We start from the raw sequence: 20,381 nt of genomic DNA on the forward strand, positions 1-20,381 counted from the left end.
CCCCGGCCGCGGCAGGCCGCGCCGCCGGCCGCAGTTCCGCTCGCCGCCACGGCGCAGGTGCGGGTCGCCGTGGCGTCGGGACGTGAGCAGCGGCCGGCCGCCTCCGAACACTCCTTCCCGTCCACCAGAGACCACCGGGAGCCATCATGATCACCGACGAAGTGCCCAGGTCACGACCACACGAAGTGCACGCGCGGGGCGTACGGCCCGGCGCGCCACCACCGGCCTGGGGCGAGGACCAGGTCGCCGAACCGCCGCCCGCCGGGCCCGCGCGCACCGTGCACCGGCTGCGGCGCATCCGGCAGGTGTCCGTCGAGGCCATCACCGAGATCGACCAGGCGCTGCGGCACCGCGCGTCCTGACCTTGATCGTCTTCCAGCCTTTCCAGCACTGCCCGCCTTCCCGCACAGGAGGACATCCATGCGCACCCGCCCGGGGCATCCCGTGAGCCGCGGCAGGGTCGGCGTCGTCGTGGCGCCGGCGAACCCGTCAGCGGAACCCGAGCTGACCCGCCTGCTCGGCTCGCGTGCGGACATGCACGTCGCCCGCTTCCCCGTACGGCCAGGGCTGCCCATGGCAGACCGGCTCGAAAGCTACAACGCGGACCTGCCCTCCATGGTCAACGCCTTCGACGGCCTGCGGCTGGACGCGATGGTCATGGCCTGCAGCGAGCCCCGATACCTGCTCGGCCCCGACGGGGACAAGGAGCAGTGCGACCGGCTGACGGCGGCGACCGGGGTGCCGTTCGCCTCGGCCACGCTGGCCACGCGCGAGGCGATGGACCACGTGATGGTCCACGACATCGTGCTGATCTCACCGCACGAGCCGTGGGTGACGGAGCTGGCCGAACGGTTCTGGAAGACGGCCGGCATGAACGTCACCCAGATCATCCAGGTACGCGCCCGCGAGGGCTACTCCTCCTACGCGGTCACCCCCGACGAACTGATCACCCAGGTCGAGCTGGCGGAACCGCCGCCCGACGCGGCGCTGCTGTTCACCGGCACAGGACTGGGCACGCTGTCCGTGCTCGGCCCTCTGGCCGACGGCAATGACAGGACCCTGCTCACCTCCAACCTCTGCACCGCCTGGTGGGCACTGTCCCACGCGGTCGGCCGGCACGTGAAGCTCAGCCGGGTGCCCTACCGCCGCCCCATGGCTTCGCAGGGGAGGCGCACGGCATGAACGGCGTCATCGTGGCCGGAGCCGGTCCCGCCGGGCTGACGGCCGCGCTCTCCCTGGCCAGGGCCGGGATCCCGGTCACCGTGCTGGAGCGGGAGAACGAACTGCCCAGGCAGGCACGCGCATGCACGTTTCACCCCGCCACGCTCGACCTGCTCGACTCATTAGGCGTGGCCTCCCGGCTCGTGGCCGGCGGGCGCGTCGTGGACCGGGTGCAGTGGCGCGACCGGTCCGGGATCGTGCTCGCCGAGATGGGCATGAACCGGCTGGACGGCCTGACCCGGCATCCGTTCAGGATCCACGCCGATCAATCCGCGCTCACCGCGCTGCTGCTGGAGGCGCTGAACGTCTACCCGGACGTGGACGTGCGGTTCGGCACGCAGGTGGACGGCGTCGCCGAGGGCGGCACAGGGATCCGGGTCCGCGTCGGCCACACCTGGACGCGGGCCCGGTACATGATCGCCGCCGACGGCGCCCACAGCACCGTGCGCGGCTCGCTGGGGCTGTCCTTCCCCCGCTCCACCTGTCCCACGCAGGCGCTGCGGGTGTTCACCGACTCGCCGCTCGACCGGCTGCTGCCGAGCCTGGCGCCGCTGACGTACGTACGTGACGTGCAGCAGTCGTGCACCCTGCTCGGGCTGCCCGACCACTGGCGGATCATCTTCAAGATCCCCTGCGAGGCGCACGAGCCGCTGTCGCCGTCGAACCTGTCCCTGCTGGTCCGCCGGGCCCTGCCGGGCGCCAGCGAGCCGATCAGGGTGACCGGCGCCGACCGGTTCGGGCTGTCGAGAGGGGTGCTGACGTCGTACCGGTGCGGGCGGGTGCTGTTCGTGGGCGACGCCGCGCACCTGACGTCCACGATCGGCGGGCTGAACATGAACGCCGGCATCCACGACGCCGCCGAGGCCGCCCAGGTCATCGCGGCCGTGATCGGCGGCTACGCGCAGCCCGCCGCGCTGGAGGCGTGGGCCTGGCGGCGCCGCTCGGTGCTGCTGCACCGGGTGGTCCCGCGCGGCGAGACGCGCCTGGCGGGCGTGCGCGAGCACGACAGCGCCAGGCTCGCGGCGGCCATGGCCGGGCTGCGGGCCATCGCCGGCGATCCCGACGCCACCCGCGCCTACCTGGCGCAGGCGTCACTGCTGGACATCGCGCCGAAACCGGCCGGGAGGACCTGACGACCGAGAGCACACACCAGTCCGCGTACCGAAAGGAGGAGGTGACACCGGATGTGGCGAACCCTGTCCGACGACGCCCGCCAGGCCATCCGCGACCTGTGCGACAAGCACGGAGCCCGCCTCTACGACTACTGCCGCACCGAGCTCGCCGCCGGCGACGCCGAGCAGGCGGTGGCGGGCGCCGTCATGACGGCGCACCTGTACGCGGACCGGGTGGTCGATCCGGCCCTGCGCCGGCCCTGGCTGTACGCGGTGGCCAGGGCCCATCGGGCGGTCGTGGCCAAGCCGGCCAGCATCGGCTCGTGGTCGCGCCCCGGCCGCATGTCGGAGCTGCTGCCCGAGGCGCTGCTGTCCCTGGATCGGCCGCAGCGCGAGCTGCTCGACCTGTCCGTACGGCACGGCCTGGCCGACCCGGAGCTCAGCGCGCTCTTCGAGCTGCCCGAGGCCGAGGTGCGCGCCATAGTCGAGCGGGCCGCGGCCGGGCTGGAGGAGTGGTTCGCCGCGATCGTCGCGGCGCGCTCCCGTGACGGCTGCCCCGACCTGACCGCACGGGTGGGCGAGTGGGTCACGGCCCCCGGCCGGCGGGCCAGGGCCAGGATCGGCCGCCACATCCAGTCCTGCGCGACCTGCCGGGCCGCGCCCAGGACCATGACGGCCGCGGCGCTGCTGCGCCGCCTGCCGATCGCGGCACTGCCCGGCACACTGCCCAACCGGCTGGCGTCAGCGCAGCCTCTGCCCGGCGAGGGGCCACTCTGGCGGGCCGACGGCTTTCCTGTGCAGGCCCGCACACTGGTCGAGACCGGCTCCTCGTCGCCGGCTCCACCGGTCGCTGAGGTCACGCCACCTACCCCGGTCGCCGACCCCACGGCGGCGACCCAGGGAAAGCCCTGGTCGGGGGCGGGCGCGGCCGCCGCCGACCAGGAGCACCCCGTCGCGCCCGCCGTGCGCGGGCGGCATCCGTTCACGCCGCCGAGCCGTACCAGGGCCTTCCGCGGCGGCGCGAACGGCGACAAGCTCGTCTACACCCCCGTCGTCAAGAGCGTCGTCAAGGGCGAGAGCAACGGCGTGCACCACGACAGCGCCGTCATCCGCTACGGCGGCATCACCCTGTCCGGCGCGGAACGGCTGACGGGCGGCGGAGGCGCGGGGAACGACCCCGGGCAATGGCAGGAGTACTGGCGGGACAAGCCCGAGGACGACGATCCCGACCAGGGCACGCCGATCAGGGCCGTGGCCAGGCTGGGGCTGATCCTCGGCGTGGGCCTGCTGGCGGCGGGCCTGATCTGGGCCGTCATGAACGCCCGCGAGCACCCGGCCACGCTCACCAAGGCCGCGGCGCAGACGAGCGTGCTGCTGGAGGAGCCCTCGCGGTGGGTGGCCGAGGTCACCACGGGCAACGCGGCCGGCGGCTCGCAGGAGAGCACCGCCGGGTCGGCGCTGAAGGCGGTGCCCAGGAAGTCCGCGCTGCCCAGGCCGGATCCGCCGGCGGCCCGGTTGTCGCCGGCCTCGGTGTCGCTGGGGCAGGGGCGTACCGGGTCGTTCGCGCTGGCGTGCACCGGCCGGTGCGAGATCGTGTCCGCTACGGGCACGGACGGCATCGCCGTGTCGGGGAACCGGTTCCGGATCAAGGAGACGGCCGGGGCGCGCTGCGAGGACGAGTCCGTCGTACGGCGCGGGGAGATCGTGGTCAGGTGGGCGGGCAGGACCAGCGGCGACGGCCGCCACACCGGCGGGACCACCGCCGGTGGGGGCACGCTGCGCCTGAAGCTGTCCTGGACGGTCGAGGGCGGGGACGGCGTGCTGACGCTCGACGCCCGCGACGGGGCCCACTGGCGCGACTGCTGATGCGGCCCGCGTGGGCAGGGACCTTTGACGGCCCCTGCCCCGCGCCGGTGTTTTGCGCCGGTGTTCTAGAAGAAGTGGAACCCGGGCTCAGGCTCGGGCAGGTCCAGCTTCTCCGGCCCGCGGAACCTGGAGGTGTCCTTGGGCACGTCGGGCAGCGGCGTGCCGAGCACGAACGGCACGGTCACGCTGCTCCTGGCCAGGTCGACGGTGACGTTCGCCCCCGTGCCGGTCTCGGAGGTGTACGTCGAGTCGGTGCCGGCCACCACCAGGCCGATCCTGTGGCCCTTCTTGAAGGTGTAGTCCTGCGGCAGGGTCAGCCACTTGACGGTCCCGTACGTGCCAGGAGGCAGCGGCGTGCCCTGGCTGAGCGAGTCGCGGTTGCGCACGTCGATCCAGCCGCGGGCGACGATCTCCAGCGGGCGGGTGGCCACGTTGGTGACGACCTTGCGGTAGCAGGCGTCGTCGTCCGCGGTGCTCTCGCCGTGGCAGTCCTCCTCGGTGAGCGTGGTGATGCCCTGGCCACGGCGCCAGTCGACGCGGGTGTCGTCGCCGAAGTCCACCAGGAGCGCGGTCAGGTTGGAGGCCGGCTTGTCCAGCTTGACCCGCAGGTCGGCGGTGGGCGTGCCGGACAGGCGCAGGCTCAGCGGCAACTCACCGGTGGTGAACGCCACCCGCCCCGGGTGCGGCTGGCCCACCTCGGCCACCATGTCGGTCTCGCTCATGGCGACGTCGGTGAACGTGGCGGTGCTGTTCCTGGCGGCGGGGCGCAGGCCGAGCGAGCCGTCGGCCGAGGGGCGCAGCGACGCCTTGAGCGCGTACGGGGCCGGCCAGTCGCGCTGCGTGATCCACTGCGCCGGGCCGATCTCGACGTCCGCGCGCGGCTCGTTCGTGATGCCGTTGCGCACGCCGTGCAGCCAGCGGTCGAACCAGCGGTGCAGCGTGTCCACCCACAGGTCCCTGCGGCCCTCGAAGTCGAACGGGTCCACGTGCTGGGTCTGGCCGACCCAGATCTTGCGCGGCACGTTCCTGTCGGCCAGAGCCTTCCACCAGGTGGAGAAGTTGTCGGGCTTGACGTTGAGGTCGTTGACCGTGTGGATGACGAAGACGCTGGCCCTGACCTTGGAGACGTCGCCGAGCAGGCCCTTGATGTAGTCGCGCTCGGCCCAGAACCCGTTGTAGTCGCCGGTGTCGTCGCCGTCCTCGGCGTCCATCTTGTCGCGTACCGGCCGGCACTTGTCCTCGGGGTCGGTGTCGACGTAGTTCGCCAGCCAGGAGGCGTAGTCGTAGTTGTAGACGACTCCGTTCGAGCGCTGGTACTTGTACCAGGAGCTGATCGCCGAGATGGGGACGATCGTCTCCAGGCCCTTGACGCCGGTGGCGGCGACGGCGTTGGCGAGGGTGCCGTCGTACGACTTGCCGATCATGGCGGACTTGCCGGTGGTCCAGTCGGCCACGGCCGGGGTGCCGTCCGGCTTGAAGGCCTTGGCGCGGCCGTTCAGCCAGTCGATGACGGCCTTGCCGCCCAGCACGTCGGCCTTGCCACCGATGTCGGGGCAGCCCTCGGACCTGGTGGTGCCGAGCATGTCGACGTTGAGGACGGCGTAGCCGCGAGGGACGAAGTAGTTGTCATAGAAGAGCGGAAATTTCGTGACATTTCCGGCGGCGTCGTAGACCTTCCGCTCGCCCTCGTTGCCACGACCCGAGTTGTCGTAGTACGGGCTCTCGTCGATGATCACCGGCACCCTGAGTCTGGGACCGGACTCCTTGGGCCGGATGATGTCCACCCTGACCTTGTCGAGATTGCCGTCGAGGTCGCTGTCGACGGTCGACTCGACGTACACGTGCTCGCGGACGGCGTCCGCGTAGGAGAAGACCGGCTGTGTCCGGCCGTTCTTGACGGTGATCGCGGGAGCGGCGGCGGCCTGGGCCGGCGTCGCTATCGCGAGGGTGAGCGCGACGGCGAACACGGCCGGGCGTAATTGTGACACGCGTGACCTCCGTGAGGGTGTGCTGGAGCCAGAACGCAATCTCTCAGACGGTCTGACACGTGGCAAGAGGGCCCAGTAGTGAGCGCAGTAGTGAGGGCGGTAGTGAGGGCGGTGGAGAAACCCGGCCACGGGCCCGGCCACGGGCCCGATGAAGATCCGAGCCGCCGGGCCCGCCCGGGAAGCGTCTAGGGTGGATGTCCGATCAGCCGTTGAGGAGAGGGTGCATGCGTAACGTCGCTCGGACCTCGCTCGTGGACGCCGCCATCGCCGAGCTCCGCAGGGAGATCGCCGAAGGGGTGTGGCCGGTCGGCACCAAGATCCCCTCGGAGAGCCGGCTCGCGGAGAGCCTGGGCATGAGCAGGCTGTCGGTACGCGAGGCGGTGCGGGTCCTCGCCCACGCGGGCCTGCTGCACACCCGCCAGGGCGACGGCACCTACGTGACGGCGACCGACGAGTCCCAGGTCGCGCTGCGCCGCCGCCTCGACACCGCCGCCGCCATGGACATCATCGACGTCCGGCGCGGCCTCGACCTCGTCGCCGCCCGGCTGGCGGCGGGCCGGCGCACGGAGGCCGACCTGACCGTGATGCGCCAGGCCCTGGCCCGCAGAGACGCGGCCGGCCGCGCGGGCGATCTCGACGGCTTCGCCGACGCGGACGTGGACTTCCACCTGCTGGTGGCGGACGCGGCTCACAACGCCCTGCTCGGGGACCTCTACCGGAGCATGAGCGACGCGCTGCGCGACAGCGTACGAGACCAGGAGCAGGCGGCCCTGGAGCCCGACCCCTCCCACGAGGCCCTGCTCCGCGCGATCGAGGCCGGCGACCCGGCCCAGGCGGTCGCCGTCTCCGTCGCGATCCTGGACCAGCAGGAACGTGACCTCTGACCGCTCGACCGCTCGACCGCTCCGGTCGTGTGCCCGGTACTCCGACGACGACACGCCACCATAGGCACATACGTTCGACGCCCTGACTGACGTGACGACGGCCGGGATACCACGCTGTGAGGATGAGCAGGTGGGACGACAGGGAACGCGCCGCGCTGGTGGCGCTGCTTCGGCGTACCACCACCGAGAAGGGCGAACGCGAGTCCGTGCGGCGGCTCGCCGACGAGACATCGCCTGTTGCCTTGCTGCGCGAACGGCTGGGACCTGACGACCTGTTCTCCGATCCGGTGGAGAAGGCGATCACCCAGGCGCGGGAGGACATCGCCTCCCGGGAACGAGACGGCATCCAGGTCATCGCCTTGGGAGACGAACGTTATCCGCAGCGGTTGCGCGACGTGTTCGATCGCCCCGCCCTGCTGTTCGCCCGGGGGACGCCCCTCCGGGAGATGATTCGCGAGCGACTCGGCGCGGTCATGACGAATCCCCATCCGGATACCTCAGGTCACGTGCGCCGTCTGCACGGCGCCGGTCGCTTCGCCGTACACGCACTGCTACCGCTGTTTCGCGAACGCGCACAGGGAGCGCGCCCCCATCGCGCGGCGACCCCCATCGCGCGGCGAGTCGTCCCGCTGACTTACACCGTCGTCGGTACTCAGGCGGACCGTGACATGTATCGCTATAAGGACCCGATGCCGGATCCGCATCCGCTACGGGGCTCGCGACAGTTCCCTCCCTTGGCGGACGTACCGTGGGCACGCGCAATCCGCGGCCGCCGCGCTTCTGCTCGCCGGAGCCGCGGGGGTCACCGTCCTGGTCATCGCGCGCCGCATCCGTGCGGACATCCAGGGATCGCCGGTGGAAGCATCCCTTCGGCAGGTTCTCGCCGATCACGAATACTCCGTGGACGTCTGTCCGGTCACCGGAGCCGGATGCCGGCAGCCTGGGCCGTCCCGCTGAGGGTGAACCGGGATGCGCCCGGACGGGTGCCGCTCGGGGGGCGCATCCCGGTCGTTCGGGTGGTCAGCCGGGGATGGCGATGGTGTCCGTCTGGTCGTCGAGCGGTGGGTCGGGGTCTGGGTTCGGGCGGCGGCGGAGGAGGGACGGGAGGCGCAGGGCGGTCAGTGCCAGCAGGGCGCCGGCGGACGCGGCGAGGAGCAGGGTCCAGGTGGGCACCGTGCCGCTTTCGCCGCCGGACGGGGTCGTGGCGGGTTTCTGGACGGGTTTCTGGGCGGGTACGGCGGCCGGGGCGTCGCCGAGCAGCGGAGCCGGGGGGCGGATCGTGTCCCAGTACTTGTCGGCCTCGGCGCCCAGGTTGGCCACCAGGTCCTTCGGGACGGGGTTGACGCGCAGGGAGCCGGGGACCGTCAGGGTGCCCACCTCGTACGGCTGGAACGGGCCCTGGACGGCCTCCACCTTCCACGTGCCCTCCGCCAGCGCCACGGCCGTCGCGTAGTGCGCCACCTCCGGCAGGGCCTTTCCGTCGAAGGTCAGGCTGGTGCCGTCCGAGCCGGTGAAGCGGAGTGCGACGGGGTTCATGGCTCCCTGGTACGGGTGCGTGCCGTGTTGCAGCACCCAGAACCCCAGCGTGTACGACTCGCCGCCCTCGAAGCGGGCCGGGGACGGATCCAGGTACGTCACCGCCCAGCCACCGGAAGCCGAGGCCGGGACGCCCGCGACGGCCAGTGCCGTCACCAGTGCTGTCAGCAGGGCCGTCACCAGTGCCGTCACTGGGGCCGTCACCGGGGCCAGTGCCATCAGTGCCCTTCTCATGGGGACCACCTCCGGTCTGCATACACCGCAGGCCGCCCCGAGGTTCCCGCCCCGCCCGGGAAAGCCGCCCCGCGGAACGGCCGACGCCGGACGTCCGACGCCCGAAAGGAAAGTGCGCCATTTCCCGATAGGGCGCGCACAATGGAAAGAGAAAGGCGAGAATTCGGCGAGGAGCGAGGAGGCTTGCGCCGTGCCCGCCGCCGGACGCGAATATCTGACCGCGATGCTCGACGCGCTCGTCTACGAGAACCTCTTGGTCGCCTGGCGCAGGATGCCGCTCGGCGGGTACATGATCGTCTCGCACGAGGGCGAGGAGATCAGGCTGACGGCGCAGCAGGCGGACATGTGGACACGCGGCGCCTTCGCCGTCTACCTGGCGCTGGTGGATCAGCGCCGCATCCGCCCCCGCATCCCCGGCGACACCGCCCCGAATTGATCCCCGTCACCCCGCCAAAGAAATTGCCCGTTCCGCGGCCCGCGTGCCCTATCTCGCAATGCCGATTTCCGACCGGACGATATACCCTGGGCCAGGCAAAGCCGTTTTTCGCGCGCGCGTCAGGACGCCTGGTTGTTCATGAACTGCGAGATCTTCCACTCCTCGCCGTCCTTGCTGAGCAGGAACAGCTCCCGGTAATCGTCGTCGCCCTGCTTGCTGGTCGAGCGGACGAAGGCGTCCTGGTCACCGGCCGTACGCGACTGGTCGATCGTGTGCGTGGCCTGCTTCATGTCCTGCGAGCCCTGCAGCTTCTGGAACAGGGCGCGGATGGCCTGGCTGCCCTCCGCCGTGGCCTGCCCGTCCACCGCGACCACCGCGTCGTCGGCGAAGGAGCTGACGACCTGGTCGAGGTTGCCCGACTTGAGGGCGTTGAAGTAGCCCTGGACGGCCGACTCGGCCTGGCTGCCGCCGGCGGTGTCGGACGGCGAAGCGGTGCCGGGCGACATGGAGTCCATGTCGGTGGGCGTGCCGGGGCTGGCCGCCCCCTTCATCGCCTGGGTGTTGGCGGAACAGCCCGCGATCAGGAGTGCGGGCACGACGGCGGCCAGCAGGAGTGCCCTGCGCTGAGAAATCTTGGTCATGGCCGCTTGATGCCCCCGCCGGTCGGCGGCGAATGCGCGGTTTAGGCACTTCGCACAGCCTCTTTACCGGGTCCGGGTATTACTCACGGTAACGCTTCACCGGAATTGGAGAGACCGGTCAGAGCCACGATCGTTGCCACCTTGATACCCAGTGGGCATGGCAGCGCCGATACCGTCCATTCAGTGCCGCGAACCCAGGCGAATCCTGAGCCTCTCCCCCAGCGCGAAGACGCCGAACGTTGTGACAACGTCGAGTCGGGACGGCGCTGCGTGCTTCCAGCGGCTCACCGCAGCGCACATGTCTACCCCCCGGTAGAGGTGGGCGCCGTGGAGACCAGAGCCTAGCCCGCCGCCCGCCCCCACCGCAGCGAAACGTAAGACGCCGGGTGGCGCCGGGGCCGTCGTCACGACCCTGGCGCCACCCGGCGTCCCCTTCTGAAGTTCTCCGGCGCGTCCCCCTAGACGCCGGCCTCCACGAGTACGCCGGCCTCCACGAGCTGACGCACGGTGACCTCGACGTGCCCGCCCTCCGCCCGTACGGCGTAGACCGGCACCGACACGCTCTCGTCGTCCAGGCAACGCCCGGTCACGAGCGAGAACACCTGCTTGTGCAGCGGCGAGGCGACCGTCGGCTCGCCGCGCCTGGTGCCCACGATGCCGCGCGAGAGCACGTGCGCACCGCTGAACGGGTCGAGGTTGGACAGCGCGTACAGGTCGCCGTCGTAGGTGCGGAAGATCGCCACCTGGACGCCGTCCACCAGGGCGCAGACGCCGCGTTCCGGCAGCAGGGCGTCGTAGGCGCAGATCGGGGTCCAGCTCATGGGGCCATCACCGGCTTGATCTGGCCGCGCTCGCTGCCGAACACGATCGACGGGTCGGGCACGCCGGGGGCGTTGACGAAGCTGACGAACCGGCTGAGCTTGTCCGGGTCGTCGAGCGTGGCCTGCCATTCGTCGGCGTAGGTGGCGATGTGGTGGTCCATCTGCGCGTCCAGGTCGGCGCAGATGCCGAGCGAATCGTTCATGATCACCTCACGGAGGTAGTCGAGGCCGCCGTCCAGCGACTCGAGCCAGGTGGCCGTGCGTTGCAGCCGGTCCGCGGTGCGGATGTAGAACATGAGGAACCGGTCGATGGTCCTGATCAGTTCGTCGGTGGTCAGGTCGGTGGCGAGCAGGTCGGCGTGGCGGGGCTTGAAGCCGCCGTTGCCGCCGACGTAGAGGTTCCAGCCCTGCTCGGTGGCGATGATGCCGAAGTCCTTCGAGCGGGCCTCGGCGCACTCGCGGGCGCAGCCGGAGACGGCCGACTTCAGCTTGTGCGGCGAGCGCAGGCCGCGGTAGCGCAGCTCCAGCGCGATGGCCATGCCCACGGAGTCCTGGACGCCGTAGCGGCACCAGGTCGAGCCCACGCAGGACTTCACCGTACGCAGTGCCTTGCCGTACGCGTGCCCCGACTCGAACCCGGCGTCGACCAGCCGCCGCCAGATCTCCGGCAGCTGCTCGACCCTGGCGCCGAACAGGTCGATGCGCTGCCCGCCGGTGATCTTGGTGTAGAGGCCGAAGTCGCGGGCCACCTCGCCGATCACGATCAGCTTGTCCGGCGTGATCTCGCCGCCGGGGATGCGCGGGACGACCGAGTACGTGCCGTTCTTCTGGATGTTGGCGAGGAAGGCGTCGTTGGTGTCCTGGAGCGCGGCCCGCTCCCCCTCCAGCACGTGCCCGTTGTGCAGCGAGGCCAGGATGGAGGCCACGGCCGGCTTGCAGATGTCGCAGCCGCGGCCCTGCCCGTGCTGGGAGATGAGCTCGGAGAAGGTGGTGATGCCGCGCACCCGTACGATGTCGAACAGCTCGGCCCGCGAGTACGTGAAGTGCTCGCACAGCGCCTTGCTGACCTCGACGCCCGACTTCTCCAGCAGCTGCTTGAGCATCGGCACGCAGCTGCCGCAGGTCGTCCCTGCCCGCGTGCACGACTTGATGCCGGGTACGTCTGTGACACCCTGGTCGGCGATGGCCGAGCGGATGTCGCCCGCGCACACGTTGTTGCACGAGCAGACCTGCGCCTCGTCCGGCAGGTCGAGGCTCGCCCCGGCCCCGCTGAACAGCAGGTCGGACGGCGCGGCGGGCAGTTCCTTGCCGACGAACGGCCGCAGCGAGGTGTACGGCGAGGCGTCGCCCACGCAGATGCCGCCGAGCAGCGTCCGCGCGTCGTCGCTGATGAACAGCTTCTTGTAGACACCGCCCACCGGGTCCATGTAGGTAACGTCGAGCGCCCCCTCCATCGCCCCGAACTGGGCCACCTCCACGCCCAGCAGCTTGAGCTTGGTGGACAGGTCGGCGCCCTCGAACGTCGCCGGGCCGCCCATGATCCGGTCGGCGGCCACCTCGGCCATCGTGTTGCAGGGCCCGACGAGCCCGTAGACCATGCCGCCGGACAGCGCGCACTCGCCGACCGCGTAGATGGCGGGGTCGGAGGTCCGCATGGCGGAGTCGACCACGATGCCGCCGCGCGGGCCGACGTCGAGCCCGGACGACCTGGCCAGCTCGTCGCGCGGCCTGATCCCGGCCGAGAAGACGACGACCTGCGCCTCGACCAGGCTTCCGTCCGGCTTGCGCAGCCCGGTGACCCGGCCCTCCTCGTCGGCGACGACCTCCTGCACGCCCGCTCCGGCGTGCACGCTGAGGCCCAGGCCCTCGATGTGCGACTTGAGCACCGAGCCGCCGCCCTCGTCCACCTGGCGCGGCATCAGCCAGGGGCTCATCTCGACGATGTGCGCCTTGAGCCCGAGCGCCCGCAGCGCGTCGGCGGCCTCCAGGCCGAGCAGGCCGCCGCCGACCACGACGCCCTCCACGGCGTCCTTGGCGGCCACCCTGATCGCGTCGAGGTCCTCGATCGTGCGGTAGACGAAGGCGTGCTCGGCGCCCGGCACCGGCGGCACGAACGGCGCGGAGCCGGTGGCCAGCACGAGCACGTCGTAGGGCTCGGCGCCGCCGTCGGCCAGGAGCACCTGGCGGGCGTCCCTGTCGATGCCGGTGACGCGGGTGTTGAGCCTGGTCGCGACGCCTGCGGGCACCTCGTAGGTGAGGTCTTCGACGGTGGTGCCCGACAGGTAGGAGGTCAGCGCCACCCGGTCGTAGGCGGGGCGTGGCTCCTCACCGATCACGGTCACGGTGCCGGCGAAGCCCCTGCTCGTGAGCGTCTCGACGAGCCGGTGCGCGGTCGGGCCGTACCCGACGACGACGATCCTGTTCACACGGAGATCCCTTCCTGCTCGCACAGCCAGCCGACGATGCCCTCCACGGCGTCGCGGCAGGTACCGCATCCGGTCGTGGCCCTGGTCGCGGCCGCCACTCCGGCCACGTCCCGCGCCCCGGCCTCCCAGCACGCCCTGATCTGGCCCTTGGTCACGTTGTTGCACCGGCAGATCGTGGCCGCGTCGGGCATGAGCGTCGGGCTGTCGGTCACGGGCGCCGACGACAGCCCGGGGAACAGCAGCCCGGCCCGGTCGCCCGGCACCGGACCGCCACGGTCGAAGAGCTGGGTGAGCGTGCCGACGGCGTCGCTCTCGCCCAGCAGGATCGCGCCGACCAGGCGGCCGTCGCGGATGACGAGCTTGCGGTAGGTGCCGCGTGCCCGGTGGCTGAAGCGCACCACCTCGGCGTGCTCCTCGCCGAGGTGTGTCTCGCCCATCGCGGCCAGCTCGACGCTCTTGGCCTTGAGCCGGGTGACCAGCCGGGAGCCGCGGTAGCGGGCCTTGCCGCCGGTGATGACCTCGGCGGCCACCACGGCCTGCTCCCAGGCGGGGGCGACCAGGCCGTACACGGTGCCGTCGTGCTCGGCGCACTCGCCGATGGCGAAGATCGACGGGTCGTCGGTGCGCATCTCGTCGTCCACGACGACGCCGCGCCGCACCTCCAGCCCGGCGTCCGCGGCCTGCTTGGTCACCGGGCGCACGCCGCAGGCGAGCACGACCAGGTCGGCCTCGACCAGCTCTCCGTCGTCGAGCCTGACGCCGCTCTCCTCCACCTGGGAGGCGCTGACGCCCGTGCGGATCCGCACGCCGAGCCCGGCCAGCGTCTCCTCCAGCACCACGCCGGCCTCGCTGTCGAGCTGGCGTTCCATGAGGTGGTCGGCCAGGTGCAGCAGCGTGACGGGCAGGCCGCGCCCGGCCAGGCCGCGGGCGGCCTCGATGCCGAGCAGGCCGCCGCCGACGACCACGGCGCCGCGGGCGTGCTCGGCCGCCTCCATGATCCGCTCGCAGTCCTCCAGCGTGCGGAACGGGATCGCCCGCTCCACGCCGGGGATCGGCGGCACGATGGCGTCGCTGCCGGTGGCCAGGACGAGCAGGTCGTACGGCTCGCGCCGGCCGTCCTCGGTCACGACGTGCCTGGTCTCCCTGTCGATGTGGGCGACCGCGCTGCCGAAGGCGGCCGTCACGTCGTGGGCGTCGTACCAGGCGGGGTCGACCAGCCGGACCTGCTCCGGCCTTGAGCTGCCCGCCAGCACGTTCGACAGCAGGATGCGGTTGTAGGGGCGGCACGTCTCCGCGCCGAACACGGTGATCTTCATGTGCGGGTCACGGGCGCGCACCTCGCTGATCAGCCGCGACCCGGCCATCCCGTTGCCCACGACGACGAGCCTCATGAGTCCCTCTCCACCCTGACGGCGCTGACCTTGAACTCCGGCATCCTCGACGTCGGGTCCAGGGCCGGGTTGGTGAGCCGGTTGGCGCCCTCCCAGTGGAAGGGCATGAACACGGTGTCCCTCCTGATCGCGTCGCTGATCCTGGCCACGGCCTTGGCCTCGCCGCGCCTGCTGGTGACGCGCACGACGTCGCCGGGGCCGATGTCCAGCTGCTCGGCCAGGTCGGGGTGCAGCTCGACGTACGGCTCGGGCGCGGCCTGCACGAGCGGGGCGATCCTGCGGGTCTGCGCACCGCTCTGGTAGTGGGCCAGCACCCGGCCGGTGCTCAGGTAGAGGGGGTAGTCCCCGTCGATCTCCTCGGCCGGCGGCCGGTGCTGGACGGGCACGAAGTTGGCCCGGCCGTCCGGGGTGGCGAAGGAGTCGAGGAACGGCCGGGGCGTGCCGGGGTGGTCCTGGGTCGGACAGGGCCAGAAGACGCCGGTCTCGGCCGTGATGCGCTCGTACGTGATGCCGGAGTAGTCGGCCGGGCCACCCGCGCTGGCGCGGCGCAGCTCGTCGAAGACCTGGACCGGCTCGGTCTCGAAGGAGTGACCGAGCCGTTCGGCGAGGGCGGCGATGACGTCCAGGTCGCTCCTGACGCCCTCCGGCGGGGCGACCGCCCGCTGCCGCAGCAGGACGCGGCCCTCCAGGTTCGTCATGGTGCCGCTCTCCTCGGCCCACTGGGTCACGGGGAAGACCACGTCGGCCAGCGCCGCGGTCTCCGACATGACGAAGTCGCAGGTCACCAGCAGGTCGAGGGCGGCGATGCGTCCGGCCACGTGCTCGGAGGCCGGCGCGGAGATGATCGGGTTCGAGCCGAACAGCAGCAGCGCGCGCGGCCCTTCCCTGGTGCCGAGGGCGTCGAGCAGCTCGTACGCCGACCGCCCGGGCCCCGGGATGTCCTCGGGGTCGATCCCCCAGACCCCGGCCACGTGCGCCCTGGCGGCCGGATCGTCGATCTTGCGGTAGCCGGGGAGCTGGTCGGCCTTCTGCCCGTGCTCCCTGCCGCCCTGCCCGTTGCCCTGCCCGGTCACGCACCCGTACCCGGAGCCGTGCCGGCCGGGCAGCCCGAGCGCGAGGGCCAGGTTGATGTACGCGGTGACGGTGTCGGTGCCCTTGGCGTGCTGCTCGGCGCCACGCCCGGTCAGGATGTACGCCTTGTCCACCGCCGCCATGGCCCTGACCGCCTGCCGCATCTGGTGCACGGGCACGCCGGTGATCCGCTCGACCCGCTCGGGCCACCAGGCGGACAGCGAGGTGCGCACCTCCTCGAACCCGGTGGTCCTGGCGGCGACGTACGCCTCGTCCACGAGCTCGTCGGCGATGGCCAGGTGCAGCAGGCCCAGGGCCAGCGCCAGATCGGTGCCGGGGGCCGGCTGCAGGTGCAGCCAGGCCAGCTTGGCGGTCTGGGTGCGGCGCGGGTCGATCACGATCACCCGCGGGCCCGTCACGTGGCGGACGAAGGGCGGCATGGTCTCGGCGACGTTCGCCCCGGCCAGCAGCACGACGTCGGCCTCGGCCAGGTCGGTGATCGGGAACGGCATGCCCCGGTCCATGCCGAACGCCCTGATGGAGGCGGCGGCGGCCGAGGACATGCAGAACCGGCCGTTGTAGTCGATCTGGCTGGTGCCGAGCGCGACCCGGGCGAACTTGCCCAGCGAGTACGCCTTCTCGTTGGTCAGCCCGCCCCCGCCGAACACGGCCACGGCGTGGGGGCCGTGTTCGGCGCGGATGGCGGACAGCCGGTCCGCCACGTAGTCGAGTGCGACGTCCCAGGCCACGGGCTCGCCGTGGAGGAGGGGCGTGGTCAGGCGCTCGCCGTTGGTGAGCAGCTCGCCCGCCGTCCACCCCTTCTGGCACAGCGCGCCCGAGGAGTTGGCCGGAATGTCGGTCCTGGGGGTGATGGCCACCCCCGGGCCGATCTCCATGCCACACTGCAGCGCGCAGTACGGGCAGTGGGTCGCCGTCACGTCAGACCCTGGCATGGGCGAGGCTCGCCACCACGTTGACGCCGACCTTGCGGGTGTAGCACCACCAGGTCAGGGCGAAGCAGGAGACGTAGAAGACACCGAAGGCGAGGAAGGCGGGGGCCGGGGTGCCGGCCGCAGCGAACGCCATCCCGAACGCCCGGTTGATGAGGAATCCGCCGAGCGCTCCGACCGCCGAGATGATGCCGATGGCGGCCGATGCCTGGCGCTTGCCGTACAGCAGCGCCTCCTCGCCCTCGCCGCGCTCGGCCACCGCCTTGGCCTGGAAGATGGCCGGGATCATCCGGTACGTGGAGCCGTTCCCGATGCCGGAGGTGAGGAAGAGCACCTGGAAGGCCAGGAAGAACAGCCAGAAGCTGCCCGAGGTGCTGGCCGCCCAGACCAGCAGCACGCCGCCGCCCATCGCGGCGAAGTTCCACAGCGTGACCGGCGCGCCGCCGAGCCGGTCGGCCAGCCAGCCGCCGACGGGCCTGATCAGCGACCCGATCAGCGGCCCGGCGAAGGCCACCGCGGCGAACGGCGCTCCGGGGAACAGGCTCGCGCTCAGCAGCGGGAACGCGGTGGAGTAGCCGATGAACGAGCCGAAGGTGCCGATGTAGAGGAACGACATGATCCAGGTCTGGGCCTTGCCCGCCACCGCGAGCTGTTCGCGCGGGTCGGCCTTGGCGCTGGTCAGGTTGTCCATGAAGAACCAGGCGCAGATCGCCGACACGAGGATGAACGGCACCCAGAACCAGCCGGCCGCGGCCAGCCCGAGCGAGCCGATCACCAGCGGCATGACGAGCTGGACCGAGCTGACGCCGATGTTGCCGCCGGCCGCGTTCAGCCCGAGCGCGACGCCCTGCCTGCCGCGCGGGTAGAAGTAGGTGATGTTGGCCATGCTGGAGGCGAAGTTGCCCCCGCCGAACCCGGCCAGCGCCGCGATCACCAGGAACAGCCAGTACGGGGTGCCCGGGTTGCCCACCGCCACACCGAGCAGCACGGCGGGGATGAGCAGCAGCAGGGCGCTGACCACGGTGAAGTTCCTGCCGCCGAACCTGGCGGGGCCGAACGTGTAGGGGACCCGCAGCACCGAACCGATCAGGTTGGGCAGGGCGACCAGCCAGAAGAGCTGGTCGGTGGTGAACTCGTACGACCCCAGCCTGGTCGCCACGATGCTCCACAGGGTCCACACGGTGAAGCCGAGGTGTTCGGCAACGATGGAGAAGATCAGGTTGCGCCGTGCGACGCGCTTGCCTGAACTCTCCCAGAATGCTGGGTCATCGGGATGCCACTCGGCGATCCAGCGCGCCATCGACCTCTCCTACGCTCGGCGTCCGGAATCACCACGGTAGGAAGGGCTCGTTACGCACTTTGACCCTGCGTGGCCGTGAGTTCGTTACGGGTGATTCACCGCGGTAACAAGCTCCGCACAAGCGTCACGTACGAAACATGCCGGTAATGATCGGTTACCTGGCCCTGCCTGGGGTAACAGCACTCACAGCAAGGGGGGAAACATGATCAAAAAGCTGCATCAGATGGGCGTGCGTTCCGGACACATGTACACCGCGGGACTGGCGTCGATCGCTCTGTCCTGCGGGGTCTGGTTCATGTCCAAGAACACCGAGCGGGCCGGGCTCGACCGGGCCGACCGATGGGGGATCTTCATCGGGGAGTGGGCGCCCACGTTCTTCGCCCTCGGCGTCGCGCTGCGGATCGAGGAGACGCACCGCGACATGCAGGAAGGCGAGATGGGCGTGTTCGAGCAGGCTGAGGGCACGCGGAGCCGGTCCCACGCCGGCGTTTGAGCGGACGCGTCACGCGGGCCACGCCGTCGGTGCGTGACCCGCGTGACGCGCGTCCGGGGGTCGGCGGCCTCAGTGGATTCAGTCGCGCAGGGTGGCCAGGCGGAGCAGCGGCTCGTCGGTCAGCCGGTAGCGGTACCAGTCGTCCTGGTTGACCGCGCCGAGCTTCTCGTAGAAGCCGATGGCCGGGTTCCAGTCGAGGACCGACCACTCCAGCCGCTGGTAGCCGCGCTCGGCGCAGATCTCGGCCAGCCGCCTCATGAGGGCGACGCCGTGGCCGCCGCCCCGGTGCGCGGGGCGTACGTACAGGTCCTCCATGTAGATGCCGTGCACGCCGCGCCAGGTCGAGTAGGTGAGGAACCACAGCGTGAAGCCGGCCACCTCGCCGTCCTGCTCGGCGATGTGGGCGAAGGCGGCGGGGTTGTCGCGGAAGAGCGTGTCGTGCAGCTGCTCCTCGGTCACGCGCACCTCGTGGGCGGCCTTCTCGTAGGCGGCGAGCTCCCGGATCATGGCGATGATCTCGGGGACGTCGGCGGGTGTGGCAGGACGAATCATGTCGTTCAGCGTACGGGCCCTTGAAACGTGCGCGGTTTCTTAGAACAGTATTCGGAGGGCCATGCCGACGCTCAATAAAGGTGACCGACAGGGGAGCGGAATCGTGAGCGTTGCGGAAGGGCTTGGCGTGCGCCCGCCGTGTGCGGAGCTCAGGCTGTCCCTCGTGCTGGGCGAGCGGGCGTTATATGTGAACGGGGACCTGCGTACCGCACGGCGCTGGTTCGACGCGGCCTACCGGCAGGCTCAGGCGTGCGGGGACCCGCCCGCGCTGGCACGGGCGGCACTGGGACTGGGCGGGATCTGGGTGCGCGAGCACAGGACCGCGGCCGAGTCGGAGATGGTGCGCGCCCGCCAGCGGCACGCGCTGTCGCTGATCGACCCCGGCTCCACGCTCGCCCAGCGGCTGCGGGTACGGATGTGCGGCGAGGCGGACTACCGCAGGGGCGCCCACGAGGAGATCCTGCGCCTGCTGGAGCAGGCCAGGGGCGCGGGTGACGCGGAGCTGCTGGCGGAGGCGCTGAGCCTGGCGCACCACTGCCTGCTCGGCCCCGAGCACGGCCGGCTGCGCAAGGAGCTGGCCGCCGAGCTGATCGGCCAGGCGGCCGTCACCCGGCGCAGGGGCGACCTGCTGATGGGTCTCATGTGGCGCACGGCCGATCTGTACCTGGCCGCCGACCCGCACGCGGAGCGCTGCCTGGAGGAGCTGCGCGGCCTGCTCGACGAGCAGCCCCACCTGGCGGTCGGCTACGTGGCCGCCGCGATGCGGGTCATGCTCGCCATCAGGGCGGGCCGCTTCGAGGAGGCGGAGCGGCTGGCCGGCGAGTGCTACGAGCTCGGCGTGACAGCCGGCGACGTGGACGCGACGGGCTGGTACGGCGGCCAGCTCGGTGCCGTCCGCTGGTACCAGGGCCGCGTGGCCGAGCTGCTGCCCGCGATGGCCGACCTGGCCAGCTCCCCCACGCTCAGCCCCATCGACAACTCCTACCTGGCCGGGCTGGCGCTGGCCGCGGCCGTCTCCGGCGACAGCCGCCAGGCGGCCGGCCACCTCGCCCGGCTGCGCGGCCGGGACCTGGGCGCCCTGCCGAGCTCCAGCACGTGGCTGCTGTCGATGTACTGCGTGGTCGAGACCGCGCACCTGCTCGGGGACGCCGAGACGGCCGCCCGCGCGTACACGCTGCTGAGCCCGTACGCGCACCTGCCGATGGTGGCCAGCCTGGGCGTGGCCTGCTTCGGCTCGACGCACCACTCGCTGGGCATGGCCGCGCTCACCCAGGGCGACCCCGACCTCGCCGTCCGGCACCTGCGCGCGGCCGTGCACGACAACCTGGCGCTGAGCCACTGGCCGGCCGCCACGCTGTCGCGCTGCCGGCTCGGGCAGGCGCTGGCCCTGCGCGACGGGCCCGCGAGCGAGGCGGCGCGGGCGGAGCAGGCCGCCGCCGCGCGGGAGGCCAGGGAGCTG

17 protein-coding genes are annotated in these 20,381 nt (G+C 71.5%); 8 read left to right on the forward strand and 9 right to left on the reverse strand.

The genetic code is table 11. From position 1 onward, the window contains the following. Nucleotides 1–146 precede the first annotated feature (146 nt). From ABFX54_RS51380 to ABFX54_RS51395, 4 genes are read left to right on the forward strand one after another with little or no spacing between them, the layout of a single operon-like run. On the forward strand, nt 147–362 hold the full coding sequence (locus tag ABFX54_RS51380) for a hypothetical protein (RefSeq protein ID WP_346114538.1): 216 nt from the start codon (nt 147–149) through the stop codon (nt 360–362). A gap of 58 nt (nt 363–420) precedes the next feature. Further along, nucleotides 421–1,182: a maleate cis-trans isomerase family protein gene (locus tag ABFX54_RS51385; protein WP_346114539.1), complete on the forward strand. Its 762-nt coding sequence runs from the start codon at nt 421–423 to the stop codon at nt 1,180–1,182. After that, complete coding sequence (locus ABFX54_RS51390; protein ID WP_346114540.1) at nt 1,179–2,354, forward strand: FAD-dependent oxidoreductase; 1,176 nt, start codon at nt 1,179–1,181, stop codon at nt 2,352–2,354. Before ABFX54_RS51385 ends, ABFX54_RS51390 begins: the two co-directional genes overlap by 4 nt. Nucleotides 2,355–2,405: 51 nt before the next feature. After that, nucleotides 2,406–4,199, forward strand: a complete 1,794-nt coding sequence (locus ABFX54_RS51395) for an RNA polymerase sigma factor (protein ID WP_346114541.1) — start codon at nt 2,406–2,408, stop codon at nt 4,197–4,199. 65 nt (nt 4,200–4,264) lie between these two features. On the opposite strand, the gene ABFX54_RS51400 is transcribed toward ABFX54_RS51395, so the two are convergent. After that, on the reverse strand, nt 4,265–6,187 hold the full coding sequence (locus ABFX54_RS51400; protein WP_346114542.1) for a Xaa-Pro dipeptidyl-peptidase: 1,923 nt from the start codon (nt 6,185–6,187) through the stop codon (nt 4,265–4,267). A gap of 224 nt (nt 6,188–6,411) precedes the next feature. Between ABFX54_RS51400 and ABFX54_RS51405 the strand changes: the two genes are divergently transcribed. After that, nucleotides 6,412–7,071: a FadR/GntR family transcriptional regulator gene (locus ABFX54_RS51405; protein ID WP_346114543.1), complete on the forward strand. Its 660-nt coding sequence runs from the start codon at nt 6,412–6,414 to the stop codon at nt 7,069–7,071. Nucleotides 7,072–8,091: 1,020 nt separating this feature from the next. On the opposite strand, the gene ABFX54_RS51410 is transcribed toward ABFX54_RS51405, so the two are convergent. Continuing rightward, nucleotides 8,092–8,841, reverse strand: a complete 750-nt coding sequence (locus tag ABFX54_RS51410; RefSeq protein ID WP_346114544.1) for a hypothetical protein — start codon at nt 8,839–8,841, stop codon at nt 8,092–8,094. A 190-nt stretch (nt 8,842–9,031) separates the two neighbouring features. Between ABFX54_RS51410 and ABFX54_RS51415 the strand changes: the two genes are divergently transcribed. Continuing rightward, nucleotides 9,032–9,277, forward strand: a complete 246-nt coding sequence (locus ABFX54_RS51415; RefSeq protein ID WP_346114545.1) for a hypothetical protein — start codon at nt 9,032–9,034, stop codon at nt 9,275–9,277. Nucleotides 9,278–9,396: 119 nt separating this feature from the next. On the opposite strand, the gene ABFX54_RS51420 is transcribed toward ABFX54_RS51415, so the two are convergent. The 6 genes from ABFX54_RS51420 to ABFX54_RS51445 all read right to left on the reverse strand — a co-directional run bounded on the left by ABFX54_RS51420 (nt 9,397) and on the right by ABFX54_RS51445 (nt 17,877). Further along, complete coding sequence (locus ABFX54_RS51420) at nt 9,397–9,918, reverse strand: YybH family protein (protein WP_346114546.1); 522 nt, start codon at nt 9,916–9,918, stop codon at nt 9,397–9,399. A gap of 458 nt (nt 9,919–10,376) precedes the next feature. Further along, complete coding sequence (gene nirD, locus ABFX54_RS51425) at nt 10,377–10,739, reverse strand: nitrite reductase small subunit NirD (protein ID WP_346114547.1); 363 nt, start codon at nt 10,737–10,739, stop codon at nt 10,377–10,379. Next, nucleotides 10,736–13,165, reverse strand: coding sequence for a nitrite reductase large subunit NirB (gene nirB, locus ABFX54_RS51430; protein ID WP_346114548.1), 2,430 nt, complete (start codon nt 13,163–13,165; stop codon nt 10,736–10,738). Before nirB ends, nirD begins: the two co-directional genes overlap by 4 nt. Continuing rightward, the gene (locus ABFX54_RS51435) at nt 13,162–14,556 is read right to left on the reverse strand and encodes an FAD-dependent oxidoreductase (RefSeq protein ID WP_346114549.1); all 1,395 of its coding nucleotides are present in this window, start codon (nt 14,554–14,556) and stop codon (nt 13,162–13,164) included. The genes nirB and ABFX54_RS51435 overlap by 4 nt, the downstream gene beginning before the upstream one ends. Beyond that, a complete protein-coding gene (locus tag ABFX54_RS51440) occupies nt 14,553–16,565 on the reverse strand; it encodes a molybdopterin oxidoreductase family protein (protein ID WP_346114550.1) in 2,013 nt (670 codons plus the stop codon). The genes ABFX54_RS51435 and ABFX54_RS51440 overlap by 4 nt, the downstream gene beginning before the upstream one ends. Before the next feature lies 1 nt (nt 16,566). Beyond that, nucleotides 16,567–17,877, reverse strand: a complete 1,311-nt coding sequence (locus tag ABFX54_RS51445; protein WP_346114551.1) for an MFS transporter — start codon at nt 17,875–17,877, stop codon at nt 16,567–16,569. A gap of 202 nt (nt 17,878–18,079) precedes the next feature. Here ABFX54_RS51445 and ABFX54_RS51450 point away from each other — a divergent pair, with 202 nt between their 5' ends. Then, the gene (locus tag ABFX54_RS51450; RefSeq protein ID WP_346114552.1) at nt 18,080–18,370 is read left to right on the forward strand and encodes a hypothetical protein; all 291 of its coding nucleotides are present in this window, start codon (nt 18,080–18,082) and stop codon (nt 18,368–18,370) included. A 78-nt stretch (nt 18,371–18,448) separates the two neighbouring features. On the opposite strand, the gene ABFX54_RS51455 is transcribed toward ABFX54_RS51450, so the two are convergent. Then, entirely contained in the window at nt 18,449–18,922 is a 474-nt protein-coding gene (locus tag ABFX54_RS51455) for a GNAT family N-acetyltransferase (protein WP_346114553.1), read from the reverse strand. A gap of 103 nt (nt 18,923–19,025) precedes the next feature. On the opposite strand from ABFX54_RS51455, the gene ABFX54_RS51460 reads away from it, so the two are divergent. Continuing rightward, nucleotides 19,026–20,381: hypothetical protein (locus ABFX54_RS51460; protein ID WP_346114554.1), on the forward strand; the 1,356-nt coding region annotated here is incomplete at its 3' end.

This window comes from Nonomuraea maheshkhaliensis, from assembly GCF_039529435.1.
GTDB classification, from domain to species: Bacteria; Actinomycetota; Actinomycetes; order Streptosporangiales; family Streptosporangiaceae; genus Nonomuraea; species Nonomuraea maheshkhaliensis.